This window comes from Thermodesulfobacteriota bacterium, from assembly GCA_040754335.1.
Taxonomy (GTDB): domain Bacteria; phylum Desulfobacterota_D; class UBA1144; order Nemesobacterales; family UBA2774; genus 2-12-FULL-53-21.
On the sequence record JBFMCV010000002.1, the window covers coordinates 614,950 to 630,459 of the forward strand.

Annotated in this window: 15 protein-coding genes; 7 read left to right on the forward strand and 8 right to left on the reverse strand. The window is 54.5% G+C overall.

The genetic code is table 11. The features are described 5' to 3' along the window. Positions 1-12: 12 nt before the first annotated feature. From AB1598_06265 to AB1598_06275, 3 genes are all read left to right on the forward strand, one after another. Positions 13-648: a redoxin domain-containing protein gene (locus AB1598_06265; GenBank protein ID MEW6144608.1), complete on the forward strand. Its 636-nt coding sequence runs from the start codon at positions 13-15 to the stop codon at positions 646-648. Between the two features lie 601 nt (positions 649-1,249). Next, entirely contained in the window at positions 1,250-1,699 is a 450-nt protein-coding gene (locus tag AB1598_06270; protein ID MEW6144609.1) for a hypothetical protein, read from the forward strand. Between the two features lie 1,082 nt (positions 1,700-2,781). Further along, positions 2,782-3,105: a muconolactone Delta-isomerase family protein gene (locus AB1598_06275; protein ID MEW6144610.1), complete on the forward strand. Its 324-nt coding sequence runs from the start codon at positions 2,782-2,784 to the stop codon at positions 3,103-3,105. A 278-nt stretch (positions 3,106-3,383) separates the two neighbouring features. Here AB1598_06275 and AB1598_06280 read toward each other — a convergent pair whose 3' ends face one another. The 3 genes from AB1598_06280 to AB1598_06290 form a co-directional block, all read right to left on the reverse strand. Further along, positions 3,384-3,581, reverse strand: coding sequence for a hypothetical protein (locus AB1598_06280; protein ID MEW6144611.1), 198 nt, complete (start codon positions 3,579-3,581; stop codon positions 3,384-3,386). Between the two features lie 373 nt (positions 3,582-3,954). Further along, a complete protein-coding gene (locus AB1598_06285; GenBank protein ID MEW6144612.1) occupies positions 3,955-5,385 on the reverse strand; it encodes a 4-hydroxyphenylacetate 3-hydroxylase N-terminal domain-containing protein in 1,431 nt (476 codons plus the stop codon). A 551-nt stretch (positions 5,386-5,936) separates the two neighbouring features. Continuing rightward, the gene (locus AB1598_06290) at positions 5,937-6,365 is read right to left on the reverse strand and encodes a CBS domain-containing protein (protein ID MEW6144613.1); all 429 of its coding nucleotides are present in this window, start codon (positions 6,363-6,365) and stop codon (positions 5,937-5,939) included. 250 nt (positions 6,366-6,615) lie between these two features. Here AB1598_06290 and AB1598_06295 point away from each other — a divergent pair, with 250 nt between their 5' ends. Then, complete coding sequence (locus AB1598_06295; protein MEW6144614.1) at positions 6,616-7,128, forward strand: N-acetyltransferase; 513 nt, start codon at positions 6,616-6,618, stop codon at positions 7,126-7,128. A gap of 478 nt (positions 7,129-7,606) precedes the next feature. Here AB1598_06295 and AB1598_06300 read toward each other — a convergent pair whose 3' ends face one another. The 4 genes from AB1598_06300 to AB1598_06315 form a co-directional block, all read right to left on the reverse strand. Then, complete coding sequence (locus AB1598_06300) at positions 7,607-8,470, reverse strand: hypothetical protein (protein MEW6144615.1); 864 nt, start codon at positions 8,468-8,470, stop codon at positions 7,607-7,609. Positions 8,471-8,633: 163 nt separating this feature from the next. Continuing rightward, positions 8,634-9,371 (reverse strand): PF20097 family protein, encoded by a 738-nt coding sequence (locus AB1598_06305; GenBank protein ID MEW6144616.1) that lies wholly within the window; start codon positions 9,369-9,371, stop codon positions 8,634-8,636. Between the two features lie 574 nt (positions 9,372-9,945). Next, positions 9,946-10,764, reverse strand: coding sequence for a hypothetical protein (locus tag AB1598_06310; protein ID MEW6144617.1), 819 nt, complete (start codon positions 10,762-10,764; stop codon positions 9,946-9,948). 230 nt (positions 10,765-10,994) lie between these two features. Then, complete coding sequence (locus AB1598_06315) at positions 10,995-11,360, reverse strand: hypothetical protein (protein ID MEW6144618.1); 366 nt, start codon at positions 11,358-11,360, stop codon at positions 10,995-10,997. A gap of 587 nt (positions 11,361-11,947) precedes the next feature. Between AB1598_06315 and AB1598_06320 the strand changes: the two genes are divergently transcribed. Beyond that, positions 11,948-12,205 carry a hypothetical protein gene (locus tag AB1598_06320; GenBank protein MEW6144619.1) on the forward strand — a complete coding sequence of 86 codons (258 nt, stop codon included), beginning with the start codon at positions 11,948-11,950 and terminating at the stop codon, positions 12,203-12,205. Positions 12,206-12,603: 398 nt separating this feature from the next. Here the strand turns inward: AB1598_06320 and AB1598_06325 are convergent, their stop codons facing one another. Next, on the reverse strand, positions 12,604-14,109 hold the full coding sequence (locus AB1598_06325; protein MEW6144620.1) for a serine hydrolase: 1,506 nt from the start codon (positions 14,107-14,109) through the stop codon (positions 12,604-12,606). 566 nt (positions 14,110-14,675) lie between these two features. Here AB1598_06325 and AB1598_06330 point away from each other — a divergent pair. Both AB1598_06330 and AB1598_06335 read left to right on the forward strand, forming a co-directional pair. After that, complete coding sequence (locus tag AB1598_06330; GenBank protein ID MEW6144621.1) at positions 14,676-14,924, forward strand: hypothetical protein; 249 nt, start codon at positions 14,676-14,678, stop codon at positions 14,922-14,924. A 35-nt stretch (positions 14,925-14,959) separates the two neighbouring features. Then, entirely contained in the window at positions 14,960-15,232 is a 273-nt protein-coding gene (locus AB1598_06335; protein MEW6144622.1) for a hypothetical protein, read from the forward strand. The last annotated feature ends 278 nt before the right edge of the window (positions 15,233-15,510 follow it).

Here is a 15,510-nt window from a genome sequence, read left to right on the forward strand (position 1 = left end):
AGGAGCGACGACATGAAGCGGAGCGGAATGATTCATGGAGCGTTGATAGTGCTGGGCATCGGGTCCATGCTGCTGTGGGCGCACGCGGGAGCCGGGGCGGCGGAGGCGCAGGCCGGGAAGAAAGCCCCGGAATTTGCGTTCACGGACATAGAGGGGACGCAGGCGAAGCTATCAGATTTCAGGGGGAAGTACGTCGTGGTCGAGTGGTTCAATCACGGGTGCCCGTTCGTCGGAAAGCACTACAAGAGCGACAAGATGCAGGACCTCCAGAGGAAGTACACCGAGGCCGGCGTCGTGTGGATAGCGGTGAACTCGACAAGCGACGGGCACGACAACTACAGGGACGCAGAGACATCGAAGAAGGAGGCAGAGACGAAGGGGACTTCCGCCACTTACATCGTGCTCGATCCCTCGGGGGAGATAGGGAAGCTCTACGGCGCGAAGACGACGCCTGACATATTCATCATAAATCCGGAAGGGGTGATCATTTATACGGGCGCAGCGGACAGCATCAATTCGACGGACACCGGGGATATAGAGAAGGCGACCAACTACATCGACAAGGCGCTCACCGAAGCGCTCGCGGGGAAGCCCGTCACGACGCCCGAGACGAAGCCCTACGGGTGCAGCGTGAAGTATAAGGAGTAGGGGGATTGGCAGTTTTGCGCATGTCTGGAGAAGGCTTTCTTGATTGAATGAATAATAATGTACACCCCCACCCGAACAATTTTGGCTTAGGCAACTTAGTCCCGGAAGTTTATGGGCTTCAGTAACGTTGCTGAGATAGCGACCAGTTGCTCGCTTGCTTGCAACTGTCCCCCCTTGTTAGGGGGAGGGAATTATCAAGAGGACGAACGGGTGAGGTGCGGGCGTAGAGAGACATAACCCGTCCATGCTTCGATCCTTCGACGGGCTCAGGACAGGCTAAGCTCAGCACGAACGGGTTTTGTTATCGCGGCTGGAAGCCGCTCCTACGGATTTAAAAGACGAGATTCCCGATCGGTTCCTGAACCATCTCCTGAATACTGAATCAAGTTCAGCACAGGCTTGTTTCAGGATCTATTCAGGAAAGCCGCTCCTACAAAATTAATCTAAATTAGAAAGGCGATTAAATTTTCGGGAATGACAAATTAAATAATTCTCTCTGACCCTCCCACGAGTGTTCGTATTGATTAGCCGAGATAAATAAATTGTGTAAAATAATTTCTATTGTCTCACGCGGCGGGCACGAGAAGGGAGCTTGTGGAGAATGGACGGCACGGAGCTTTTCGACAGACACCTGAAAGAGCACACGGCGAACGGCAACATACATCCGGGCGAGAACTGGTACGAGCGCGATTTCCGGGAAGGCGAGCACATATTGGGCGGATTCAGCGACCTCGACTGGCACTCGCTCAAGAAGATGTTCGGGCAGAGGACTCACATATGGCAGGAGGCCTGCGTATACGTGCTGGGCGAGTCGGGCTACCCGGGGTCGGCGAATATGCTCGCGGACATTTTCGTGAGGGGCCAGGACAATATATCCTGCTACTCCTCGGTATTCCTCGCGGAGCAGAACCTCGACACGTTCCCCGATGAAACGAAGCGCCAGATCAGGCTGAGGGCGCACGACCTGTTCAAGGACGGGAAGTACAAGCAGTTCGGCGACCACTACCGCATACACCTCGAGAATATTCGCGAGAAGCTGAGGCCTGTTTAGGGGAGGGCCCACCTCACGGTTCTTGTCGGGACTGTTGCTCGGAAATAGCGCAATGAAAAGATGAGATCCTGAATCAAGTTCAGGACAGGCGGGAATGACAGAAAAGATAAATCCTCCCTAACCCTCCTTTTTCTAAGGAGGGAATTAAAGGAATCGCGGCTGGAAGCCGCTCCTACAAATTTTAAAAATGGGATTCTGAAACGATCCCGGATCACGTCCGGGACATGGTTCAGGACATGGTTAAGGATGACAGAATCAAGAAGATGGATTTCTCCCGTTGGTCGAAATGACGAGATAAGGATGAGATTGCCACGGTCGCGGAAAGCGCTCCCTCGCAAAGACAGGATAAATTTATACGTCCTTCGACAGGCTCAGGACGAACGGTATGGTTAAGTTGAGGGATTAAGCAGCGGAGATGGAGGGAACCGTAGATTCACACAACGTGTGCACGGGGGAAAATATTTGTGGTATCCGGGAAAGGTGTGGGGTAATCTTTTAACCGGAAATAGATTTAGCAGAAAACCGCGTTACACATCAGACTGAAAATTTCCTGCGTTCCTATCCCGGGTCCGTTCCCTCCACCTACCGCCATCTTGGATTCCAGGATGGAACGCAGGACCAAAAAGAGCCCGATCCCGCAAACCTGTAAATTATTATACTTGCATCAGTCTCAGGGACACGAACCAGGGGTTGTTTTTAAATATCGGACGGGGGATGTTCAAAAACGAAGAAAAATGATTTAATATAGAGTGAGGCAGGATATGTTATGTAATGTCGTTAAAGAGCGCAATTAACAAAGGGTATGGGCAACCCTAATTGCGGCATTCGAGTGCTGCCTGGCTTAACGGCCCGGGCAGCACTTTTTTTCTCCCCTCAAATCGCATGAACCCGGCCCGCGGATTTCGGCCAAAACGGATAAATACGCATGATACGGAAATGCTGCGGGGTCGTTCTCTCCATTTGTCCGCACCGCTTTAATTTGTTATGGCGTGAGAATTATTATACGGTATAGTATTAGTGGATATTCATTTACAGTATTGATAGTTGGTTTGAGTGCTTTGGCAAGATTTAGGAGGGGATATATGAAATATCTTGTTATGGGGACCGAGGGCCCCGGGTATTTTTCGCCCGAGGAGGAAGTAGAGGTCCTCGAAAGCGTGGTTATACCCGCTTTCGACGAGCTAAAGGATCTTGAGGACGAGGGGACTATAGTAGGGGGTCTCCCGGTCGGCGACCGCGCGTTCGTATTCGTCGCGGAGGCCGATTCTCACGACGATCTCGACCGGATGCTGAGGTCGCTTCCCATCTGGGGGGTGCTGGAGTGGGAGGTTACCCCGCTTCAGGACTTCGAAGCGAGGGCGAGACAGGAAAGGGGAATTCTCAAGAGCTTGAAAGCGGAAGGCTGATATTCAGGTTTGTTTGTCAATACAATTTCGAATTCAACCGATCGTTACTTATTGCGCGCGCTCTCTTGATACTCGAACTGAACCACTTGCGGGATTTCAATACACATAACGGAAACGACGAACATTAGCACGCGTATTTTCCGCCGGTCTAAACTGTTTTGACAAGCTTGATTTCAATCCGCCGGCTCCGGCTGCCGTAAAGCCGGATTAGGTGAATCTTCCGATCACGCGGGACGGCGGCGCTGTCCTGCGCAAAGGCTAGCTGCGCCCGGGGTTTCTCAGGGCGTCTTTTTACTCTTCTCGATGAACTTCTGCCAGTGGGAGGGGAGCTCGTCCTCAATGAGATGCGCGCCGTCCGCGCAGTGCCCGCACACCCCGCATTCGGCGCATTCGTCGAGTCCTATTATGCACTCTTCGGGGCAGCGGCCCGCGGGCTTGTCCGCGGCTGACGGGGTGGTTTGTTTTTTGTCGGTCATTTCGGGCATATCTGATAGATTAGCATAATTCTGCGTGCGTGTCTCGGTTATGCTTCTGCACAGGTTACGGCTTAGATTTCCTATCCCTCCCGCATCACCTGAAAGGAAAAAGCAAGGCATCTTTTATTTCTTCTTTTCCCGTATGAAAAGGCACACGTAATGTGTTTTATGAGAAGACAAAGAAAAGAGAAAGGCTATTTTTTATCCTACTTTTCCTTGATGAAAAGTAGCAAAAATCATCCGACTACATAATTTGCTAAAAATCTTGTGTTTAAGCTAAAATCTTTCAAATGGGAAGCTGAAAGATTTTCACGCTTAAACACGCGATTTTCTTAACGCAAATTCTGTAATGTCGGGAGATGAGAAAGAACAATCAGGTGCCGGAGATTTTTTCGGCGAGGGACTTGCGCTCGTCGATGTCGTACTTGCGCATGATCTCGAGGCGCGTGGCCTCGGGAGATCCGCCGCCGGATATGCTTATCACGGAATACCAGCCGCCCTGGTAGGAAGCCGTTATGTCCTCGAGCAGCCTCGCGACTGAGAGCCTGTAGTCCGCCGGTATGTCTTCCCGGCCCTGGAGATACCTGGCGAGCCTCTCGCCCGCGGCGGGGGCTTCCATGTCTTCCGGGTAGGGGGACGCGACGAGTATGCCGCCCGCGGTATCGTGGACTATCCTGAACATATCGTAAATGTGCACGCCCTGGAGCAGCTTCCCGATGTTGGAATACACGGGGTCGGGGATGAAATTGCCGGCGCGGGTCTCCTTTCCGAATACGGACGCCGTGACTCCGCACGCGTATGAGGACTCGACATACTTGATGAGGTCGGAGATCTTGTCTCTCACGTGCCCTGTCTTCCGAGGGTCGAGGCCGTTCGCTTCGGCGAGCGCCGCGGACGCGCCGATGAGCATGTCTCCCAGGCCGGCGCGCGCTCCGATGCATGAGACCCTATGGTGCGTGGCGAAGCTCTCCGTGAGCGAGCCCGCCATCTCCCACTCGCCCGCGAGGAAGACCCTCTCCCACGGCACGAACACGTCGTCGAAGAGGATCTGCGCCGTCGCCTGCCCGTAGCGGGACGTGAGCGGGGCGCCCGATTCTCCGGGCCTTCCGGCCTGGCGTGAGACGAGCTCGACGCCTTCGGTGTCTATAGGTATGGCGAACGACAGGGCGTAGTCTTCGTCCTCGGCCGTCATGCCGCGGGTGGGGAGTACGATTATTTCGTGGGTGTACGGAGCGCCCGTGACTATGGCCTTGATGCCTCTCACCTTGATGCCGTCGTCGTCGCGGCCGACGATGCGGAGGTAGAGGTCGGGGTCGTGCTGCTCGTGGGGGCGCCTGGAGCGGTCTCCCTTGGCGTCGGTCATGGCTACGCACGTCGTGAGGTCCGCGTCCTGGAGGTATTCGAGATAGGTGAGGAACTTCACATGATAGTCCGTGCCGAAGTGGAGGTCGGTGTTGTGGGTCGTCTCGTAGAGCGCGTTCAGTGCGTCGTGGCAGAGGTAGCGCTGGGCGCACCCGGTCTCGCGACAGAGCAGGCGCACCATTTCGAGCTTTTTGAGGAGGTCGTTCTGGGCGGTGTTGATGTGCAGCAGCCGGTTGACCTTCCTGCCAGTGACGTGCGAGACGGCGGTCATCGTGTCCGAATACTCGGGAAGGAGCGCGAACTCGTACGTGACCGAGACCGCGTTTATGCCGGGCTCGAGCAGAGGCTCATCAGGGACGCTCTCTATGCGTTTGCCCCTGATGTAGACGACCGGGTCGAGCTCTCTGAGGCTCTCTACGTATTCTTCCGGGGTCTTGAGCACGGGCGTTTTCTCCCTTGTCAGGCGAGGCGCGGAACGTTAAGTGCGCCTATCTAGAGATAGTCTCATAAAGGGGGGGCTGTGTCAATCGGGGGGTGGTCTGTGTGCGTATTATGGGGAAGAAAAGGCTTTCTAGTATGATAAGAATACTAAGGTAAACCCCCCACCCGAACCCTCCCCCTCAAGGGGGGAGGGAATTTATTTGCGGTTACTGATCCGCCGCCGATTCTGTGAATGTCGGGAAAGGCTACGTCCTTCGACCCTTCGTCCTTCGACAGGCTCAGGATGAACGGAGCTCAGGACAGGCTCGCAGATTAGTATTATCAGGGCTCCATTGTCTGGCGAAAGCTGAGGAGTAACAGAGTAATCATATATGAGCGCAGATTCTGCGCCTCAGAACGAACGGGTTGGGTTGAACAGATTGATTGAAGGCACACCCTCATCATATCCCCCTTCACCGAGGCTTCGGGGGACAAGCCCTCCCCCCTCCTGTTGAGGGGGAGGGAAAAAATTTATGATGTGTAGATAATAAGGATTGAAGCCGATATGGTTTATCAGAGGCGGGGGCGTTCGCTCTCGATTATGGAGGCGACGTCGGACATCTCCCTGCCCAGAAGATAGATAACGTCGTCGAGGGTGATGATCCCTTTTATCGCTCCGTTATCGTCCACGATCGGGAAGCGGCGGACGCTGCTCCCGCTCTCCTTTATCTGCTCGAGCGCGTCATATAAGCCCGTGCTCTGCTTGAGCGTTACGACCTCCAAGGACATGATATCGCCGACCGAGCATTCGGCCGGGTTGAGTTTTTTATTGACCACCCTGAGCACGACGTCCCTGTCCGTGACTATGCCGACCGGCCTGTCGTTCTGTATGACTACTACGCTGCCTACGTTCATTTCCTCCATCATCTCGGTCGCTTCGAGCACCCTGGTGTTGACATCGACGCAAACTATCTCTCTCCTGCATAGTGATTCGAGACTCATGTGTGTACCTCCTTTTATTATTTTAACATGCGGTGCGAGTAAGTCTTGTCCATATGTGCAATGATCGTGCCGCATAGCCGCCGCCTCTGTAACCCGCCGGAGATATTGCTGATTTGTGCGTATTGCCCGTATCCGTGCGAGGCGCGCACGCCCTGCGGTGTCAGGAATCAGGACATACGACGTTTGCGGACGGGCGGGTCCGCGGCAGAAAAAATGTTTACGCATACCGGGAAAAACCGGTCAAACTATAATGGTGGCGGCAAGAGTCAGGAGGGAAGCCTCCGAGGATATACGGGATATATATAATATAAACCTCCGGGCGTTTGGAAGGGAGGACGAGGGGAGGCTGGTCGACAAACTCAGGGGAGCGGTGAGCCCTTTCATATCGCTCGTCGCCGAGGACGGGGACGGCGCTCTCACGGGGCACATACTGTTCTCTCCCGTGACGGTGGGAGATTCCCCGGTAAAGGCCGCCGGGCTCGGCCCCATGTCGGTGCTGCCGGAGCGTCAGGGGACGGGCACGGGCTCGGTGCTCATCAGGGAGGGACTCCGCGCGTGCGCCGGGGAAGGGGTAGGGGCGGTGTTTGTGCTGGGGCATCCGGAGTATTATTCCAGGTTCGGGTTCAGCCACGCCTCGGCCAGGGGGATCTACTGGAAGAGCGACGAGTTTGCGCCTTATTTCTTCGTGATAGAGCTGGTACAGGGCGCGCTCGACGGAGTGAGGGGGGAGGCTAGGTACCACGAGGCGTTCGATGAGGTTTGAGGGGGGCGCTAAAACTTAAAAAATCCACCCTAACCCTCCTTTACAAAGGAGGGAATTAAAACAAAGGCAAAAGATAGATTTCTAGCCTGCGGCTCGAAATGACAAAATTAGGATGAGATTGCCGCGCTTCCGGCTTCGTAAATAAACTACGCCGTGACAAGCTGCACATAAAGCCAAGAAAATGAGGGTACACCCCCACCCAAGCCCTCCCCCTCACTGACGTAAGGGGGAGGGGAAAGAATTAAAGGAATCGCGGCTGGAAGCCGCTTCTACGGGTGCGATGTAGCGTGAGATTGCCGCGGTCGCACAAATCGCTCCCTCGCAAAGACAGATAAAAAGGAATCGCGGCTGGAAGCCGCTCCTACAGATTTAAAGGAAGATCCTGAAACAAGCCTGTGCTGAACTTGATTCAGTTTTCAGGACATGGTTCAGGATGACAAATACAGATTAGACACGTACACTCGGAAATATGCGTGTGCTAGTAGGAGTCCTCGACGCGGCGGGGGAAGGTGAAGACGGAGTCTTCGAGCTCGGCGTTGAGCTCGACCGTCGAGACCTTGATTGTTTCGCTGTCCTCTCCGCCCTTGGTGTCGAACTTGAAGTAATAAGGGATGAGCACGCCGCCCGTATCGATATACTGGTCGATGACCGTTGTCGAAGGAACGACTTTGCCATCCTGTTTCGTGGTCCCTTTGACCATGAACGGCAGGTACGTCTTCGTGTCGATGTAGTAGTTGTCGACATTCCCGCTCTTGAACGTGACCTTGAGGTTGTAAGCCTCGCGGCCTTCCACGTATTCCTTTCCTATGAGCTCGACCTTGATCCCCTTGGATTTATAGTCGACGAGCGGGCCGTCGAAGTCGCATGTTTCGATGAGGCTCTGTTCGTCTTCGCCCTCGAGCACCTGGGGCTTGCTTCCCTCGGTCGTGGGGTTGAATTTCCACGCTTCCCTGCCGTCGTATGATTGTATGAAGTATATGTGGCCGAGGCTGAAGTCGATCCTGCATTTATCCGGGCGCTTGTAAACTATCGCCATCTGGAAGAGCTTGCCCATAGAATTCATCTTGCCCGTATATTTGAGGCTCTTGATGTCGTTCCACTTGTCCCGTCCGCCTATGGCGGTCAGGTATTTAGCCAGTATTGCGTCGACGTCCGCGTCCCCCGGAAGAGGGGCGGCTTTTTCCGGCTGAGCCGGCTCTTCGGGCGCGGCTTTTTGTGGAGGCGCCTCTTTCTCCGCTTCGGTCTTTGCCTGATCCGCTTCGTCGGCGCGCCTGCATGAGACCGCTCCCGCAAGTCCGATCATGGCCGCCAGCAACAACGTGAGATAGAAATTCCTTCGCATATGTCCGCTCCTGAATGTGTGTAGGTACGATAATGAAGATTATAGGATAAAGCGGGAATTACAATAGGAATTTAAAGGATTTTCTTTGCCGGGGGAGGTCAAGACGGATACGGCCTCGTACGGGCTGTGCAAATAATAATGAAAAGCGCGAGGTATGAGCCGCTCAGCCGCCGTATTTAAATACGATTATACGGCAGGGCTCGCACCTGTAGGCGTGGAGCGCGGGTCGTTTCACCCAGAAGGCCGTACCCTGAAGCCCGGTGAACATGGTCGGGATGCCGATCGGGTCTCCCCTGTCCCTCCAGGATACCCCTCCGACAGTGGGCATATAGCCTTCCGTCATTGGTGCGCCGCATTTGGGGCAGGCGACGCCGCCCGGGGGGATTCCGAGGTCGGTCGTCATGGGGACGGGCTTGCCCGGAGGCGGCTTTCTGAACGACCTGTATATGTAGAAGGCGAATCCCGCGGCGAGGAGGAGAAGTATCACAGCTACGGCAAGGAGCGAGGTGATGAGGTAGAGGTTGAGCTCGATGCCGTCGGGCAGGGTGCATTCGGAAGGGTCTTCGGGCAGGTATGCGACGTTCAGGATGTCCCGCTTGGAGACGACGTCGTAAGTGAACTTGGATACGCGGAGCGTGCAGACGGACGTGATGCCGCCCGGCAGTTTGAGATCGACCATGATGCGGTGGTCGTCCGACGGGGAGGTAATGTTTGTCCTCACATGGCGGCCGTCTTTATATATGGCCTTCATCGCGACCCTGGCGGTCGTTTCGACCCCTTCGCCGCGGAGCCTTTTGTAGAAGATGAGGTCCCCCGTATATCTGATCAGAATCCATCCTGCTACGGATATGAGGAGTATGAGTACGAGGACGGGGATGATGAGCTCGCTTTTGTTTTTCATGTTTTCAACGGTGACCGTGAGCTGAGGGCGTGCCGGATGGGGGCGGGCCGCCCGATACGCGACGTCATGGGTAATGATACAACAGTTTCGTGATTTGTTGAGATGGACGAGAGATATGAGGGGGTTGCCGGCTACGCATTGCGCATTATGAATAGCGGGAAAAGACGAAGACTAAATCCTCCCTATCCCTCCTTTTTCTAAGGAGGGAATTAAAGGATAAAGGGTGAGATTGCCGGGCTGCGCTTTGCGCATTATGATTGGGTGAGGTAGAGAAAAATTTATTTCTTCTTTTCCTGGATGAAAAGACAGCACAGAATCCAGGCTAAAATCCGTCCTTCGACAGGCTCAGGACGAACGGTTTTGTAAAATCCACCCTAAACCTCCTTTAGATCCTGAAACAAGTTCAGGACAGGCGGTGGGAATTAAAGGATAAAGGGTGAGGTTGCCGCGGCTCCGACCCTTCGATCCTTCGTCCTTCGACAAGCTCAGGACGAACGGGGTTGGGAGTCGTTGCTGGTTTAAGCAAAAGAGGTGCGTAAGGATTGTATATGAGCACAGATTGTGTGCGTGTGTGTCAGGGCATGTTGAATATGGCGGGGTCGAGCGGGGGATTCGGGGTAACGGATTCGACTACGTATTCTTCGCGCGGGGCGTTGCCCTTTTTCTCTATCGCGAGCTTGTAGGGGACGAGGATGTTCCCCACCCTTTTGTAGTCATTGAACCGGGTCATCATGACGACTTCCTGTCCGCCGACCGTGTAGAAGCCGACCGTCTTCACGGGGAGGAACGACCTCGCGTCGAGCAGGTAATACTGGAAATTTCCCGACGAGTAGGTGACCTTGATCTTGTACGCCTCTTTTCCGTCCACAGAGTCCATTCCTTCGAGCGTGACCTTGAGCTTCTTTTTCGCGTAGTCGATGAGCGGGCTTTCTATGCCGCACCTGTCGCGGAGGTAATCCGTGCGCTCGGGATCGAGCGCTTCGGGCGCGATGCTTTCGGACATGGCGCTCTGCTGCCACGCGGTCTCGCCGTTATAGGACTGGACCACGAGCTTCCCGCCGATCGTGTACGAGACCCTGCACTTGTCGGGGCGCATGTACTCGGCGGTAGTCGTGATCTCGGTGTTCTGTGAGAGTATCCTGCCCTTGATCACGAGCGTGTCGAGGGACTGCCAGCTCGGGAGCCCGCCAATAGCCTTGTAATAATTCCCCAGTATCTCGTCGAGCGGGAGGTCTTTCGCCGGCCATTCGGCTGCCTGACTGTCCGCGGGCTTATCAGGCGCTGTCTCCGCGACCTCGTATCGGTTCGTGTCCCGGGAAAGGGAAGGGAGGGGGGAGCATAGCGCAGCCAGAAGCGCGGCTCCGAGGACGGTTTTTGTGAGGACTGCGTTCATGTGCGGCATCCGGTGCAATGGAGAAGGATAAAGGATGGAGCGGGAAATTCAAAGGGGGGAAGAAGGATGATGCAAGATACAGGATACAGGATGAGATTGCCGCGCCCCCTCCGCTAATGCTTCGGGGGCTCGCAAAGACAGATAAAAAATTATCGCGGCTGGAAGCCGGTCCTACGGATATTCAGGAAAGAGTTGCTGAGACGGGAAACTTGATGTCGTGTGCGAGGTGTTCACTCTTCCGTTTCGCGGAGGGTTTCGTAGGCGCGGTCGATGTGGAGCTGCCAGGGGGAGAGCTCGGGGTGAGCGGAGACGAGGCTGGCGAGCTCGTCTATCTTGTCACGCCGCCCCTGGTGGCTCCAGATCCTAGCGCCGAGCTCTATCGCGGGGACCGTCGTGACGTCGAATTCTCCTGAGAACCGTTTCGTGTATTCGATCAAGGAGGGGATGAGAGGGAGGGAGAGGTCGCAGTATTTGACTACCATGAAGTTGTAGCCGTTACGGACGTTCTCTGTGATCATGTTCACGTAGTAGTAATATTTGTCGACGTCCGCTTCGAGGGATTTTTCGCTTCCGGCGCCGGGTTTCGTTTCGGTCATGGCGGTTACTTTCAGCTCCTGAAAAATATAATTGGAGGGGGGAGAAAGGCAATGGGGAGGAGGGGATTGAGGTGCTCTTCGGAAGGACTAAGGAAAAGGAAAAGAGAAAGATAATCAAAAAGTAATACTATAATTTTCTTCTTTTCCTTGATGAAAAGAAGCACACACATAGTGTGTTTTATGGTTGTTAAGCAACCACTGGCGCAAATATTACAATCGCAGAAATCGAGCAGAAACGGATATCAGAGATCGTATGCCAGCGGGTGCTCACCCGCACAGAATCCCGGCTGAATATGCGCTCTTCGACACGCTCAGTGCGAGCGGGTTTTGTTCGATGGATAAGAGTAAGGTACACCCCCACCCTAACCCTCCCCCTCCTATGGAGGGGGAGGGAATTAAATGCAAAGACAAACAATAGATTTCTCGCTGCGCTCGAAATGACAGAGCGAGTTGGTTGTCGGATAATCGCGGCTGGAAGCCGCTCCTACGTCTCTATGTGAGTAAGCGGAAGGGGGTGATTAATTTTGGCTCTATAAGGTGTATAATGAGGAATGGGTTCGGGATACTTCAAAGGAGGAATGAGACGCATGATGAAGAAGGACTTATGTAAAGCGCTCGTGATAGGGGCGTTCGCTCTGGGGGCGTGCGCAGCCCAGAACGGGACGGCGCAGAAGGAAGACGATTTCGACATGAGCATATGCAACAACATCCCCGTGGGCGTGGAAGCGTACGAGGCGATGGACCCTGAGAGCAAGCAGGACAAGATAAGCTGCGCCGACCTCGAGAGGTGCGCGTCGTATATGGGGTGGGACACGCCGCCTAACGTGCCATGCGAGGGGCCGTAATTAAGTGGGAACGACGACAGTGAGATTCCCGATTAAAGCATTCGGGAATGACAAAAGATACAGACCCCGAAATGATCCCGATAGGAGTCCGAGAAATGGTTCAGGGTGACTGACTTATTTTTTTTAAGGTACACCCCCACCCTAGCCCTCCCCCCTCCTACAAAGGGGGAGGGGAATAATAGAGAAAAGATGAGATTGCTTTGCTCCCCCTAATGGCGATTGGGTTATATTGGGAAAAGACAAATGCGAGATTCCCGACAAAGATTTAGTTTAATTTGCTAAGGCTCATAGATAATAAATATCTAAGCAATCAGCCAGCAGTGACCGATTGCTTACTTGCTCGCAATCGTTTCGGGAATGACAAAAGATATATGGGATTTCGATTTGTGCGGTTAAAGCTATTCCTTCACCTTTTTGAACCTGCCGAGGGGGTTGTCGATGAATTCGGTCACGTTGCCCTCAGCGTCTATAACGAACGAGACTTCGTCGGGCGCGGATATGAACACGGGCCATTTAAGATAGAACGTGTCGTAGTTAACGTGCGTGAGGGTGCCCGTGTATTTGGCGGGGCCCGCTTCGACCTTTAGGCTGTCGCCGTCCTTAAGTATCGTGAACTCGCCGTACAGCTCGTTCTCGTACGTGCCCGTGTAGGCGTCGAGGTCTTTGCTCGGCGGGCGCGGGTTCTCGGGCTTGACCGTCGTGTCGAGGCCCAGCATCTCCTTTATCTTCTTCGACCTGTCCATGATCGCGTCCTGCATGTCGTAGTCCGCTTCGCCCAAGTACTGCTCGAGGACGTAAGCGCGCACGGCTTCGGGGAAGACAGTGAGGTTCATGTTGGAGAGAACGACTATGCCGAGCTTGAGATCGGGGACGAGCACGACCACCGTCCTGTATCCGTCGAGCGCTCCGCCCTTCTCGAGAATCTTGTGGTTATGCCAGTAGTAGATGCCCCAGGCGAGCCCGTAGCTGAACCCGTTGTCGGCCGAAATGGGAGGCAATTCCGCGAACGTCGGCTCGTCCACGATCGCCGGCTTGAATATCTGCTCGACGGATTCCGGCGTGAGTATCTTCTTTCCCCTGTACTTGCCTTCATTAAGGTGCATGATGAGGAACCTGGCGAGGTCGGAAGCGGACGAGGTCATAGCGCCAGCGGGCGCGAGGACCCTCTGCTCGTTGAACGGTATAACTTTTGTCTCGCCGTCTACGACCGCATGGGGGTAGGCGAGGTTCTTTTCTTCTTTCAGCTGGTACGTGAAGCCCGTGTGCGTCATGCCGAGCGGCTTGACGATGTTTTCCCTGACGACGTCTTCCCAGGAGGAGTCGGCGGCGTAAGCGGCTGTCTCGCCCGCGAGGAAGTATCCGATGTTGGAATAGTTAGCTTCCTCCCTGAAGCTGCAGGCGGGGGTGAAGTAGCGGACGCGCCTTATGACCTCCTTCCTCGAATAACCGAGATGGTCGAATATGTCGCCCGTGAATGCGGGGAGTCCCGTGCGGTGGGCGAGGAGGTCGCGCGGAGTGGTGTAGCGGGTGGAGTAGGGGTCCATGAGGGCGAAGTCGGGGATGATCTTGATTACTTCTTCGTCGAAGCCGATCTTGCCCCTGTCCACCATAGAGGCGACGGACGCTGCGGTGAACGTCTTTGTGACGGAGGCGAGCTGGAAAACGGTGTCGCCGTCCACTATTTCCTTGCTGCCGACTTGTCTCACGCCGAACCCCTTGAGATATACGACGTCGCCGTCTTTTACGACCGCTACGGACGCGCCGGGTACGCCGTACTCCTCCATCGCGAGCTCGACGAAGGCGTCGAGCCCTTCGAGCTCGTCCTCAGCTGAGCGCGTTTGCTCAGGCTGTGCGGTGATCAAAAGGGTCAGTAATACGAGAGCTGCGAACGAGTGAATCTTCATCAGGCGGCCTCCGGTTGGGTTTCAGTCAGTATCTTCAACGTAACATGAAAAGGGAAGGGAAACAATAAAAAGAGGGGGAGGGGGATGTTGGGGGAAAGACTGCGTGCTTCGATCCTTCGACTTCGCTCAGCACACCCTCCTGCTTCCGGCTTCGCTAAAGCTACGCCGTGACAAGCAGGACGAACGGGTTTTCTTGAATAGATGAGTGAAATGTGACACCCCCACCCGAACCCTGATTTGTATTAGGCAGCATTGAGCAGGGAAGTAATGTGCTTATGTGCCTCTGTTCTGTGGCGTCCGATTGCGCGCTTGCTTGCAATCGTCCCTCAAGGGGGAGGGCAATTAAAAAGGAAAGACGAGATGCTGAAACGAGTTCAGCATGACAAAAAATGATGAGTTTGTAGGACCGCACTCTTAATGACAGGAAATTGAGGTGCGCCTCCACGCTGGCTCTCCTTTTCCAAAGTAGGAAAATGATTGGTAAGGCGGAGGATTAAAACTTTAGGCAGGACGGTTCGTATATAGATATCGCAGGGTCTGCTTTTTCTTTCCGACAGGAGGCGGAAATGGATATCGCGACAACGGATGCGGGCGAAAAGCCGTTCACGGTCGGGCAGTGGATAATAACGCTTCTGCTCATATATCTGCCGCCGGTCAACCTGATATTCCTCTTTTACTGGGCCTTCAGCAAGAAGGGGAGCGTGAACAGGAAGAATTTCAGCATCGCGAGCCTGATAATTGGAGGGGCGAATTTTATACTCTTCCTCGCGCTTTATTTCCGGCTGGTGTGGCCGATGGTAATGATAGAAAATTAGAACGTGTCTTTATTGCGGAACGAGAGGAGGGGTTTATGAATATGCGTGATCCGGGAGCGGTGGACAAGCCTATTTCGGTGACGGGGTGGATGGGCGCGATAGTGATCGCTCTCGTGCCGGTCGTCAACGTGGCGGTGCTTCTCTACTGGGCGTTCGGGGCGAAAGTCGAACCCGACAGGAAGAACTTCAGCAGGGCGGCGCTGATCGTGATCGCGGCAGCGGCGGCGCTCGCGGCATTGATGTTCTTCTATATGCTTTTGTGCATCGATCCGCATGAGAGGATAAAGGCGTTTATGATGGTGGAGTGAGGGGAGGGTGCGGAGGTCGTGGAATTTGCTCCCTCGCAATGAATAATAAATACAAATCCTCCCTAACCCTCCCTTCGATCCTTCGACGAGCTCAGTTCAGGCTCTTTACGAAAGGAGGGAATTAAAGGTATCGCGGCTGGAAGCCGCTCCTACAGTTTATTGAAGGCGAGATTCCCGATAACAGCATTCGGGAATGACAAAGAATAAAATCCTCCCCAACCCTCCCTTCGACGAACTTCCGGCTTCGCTAAATGCTACGCCGTGACGAGCAGAACGAA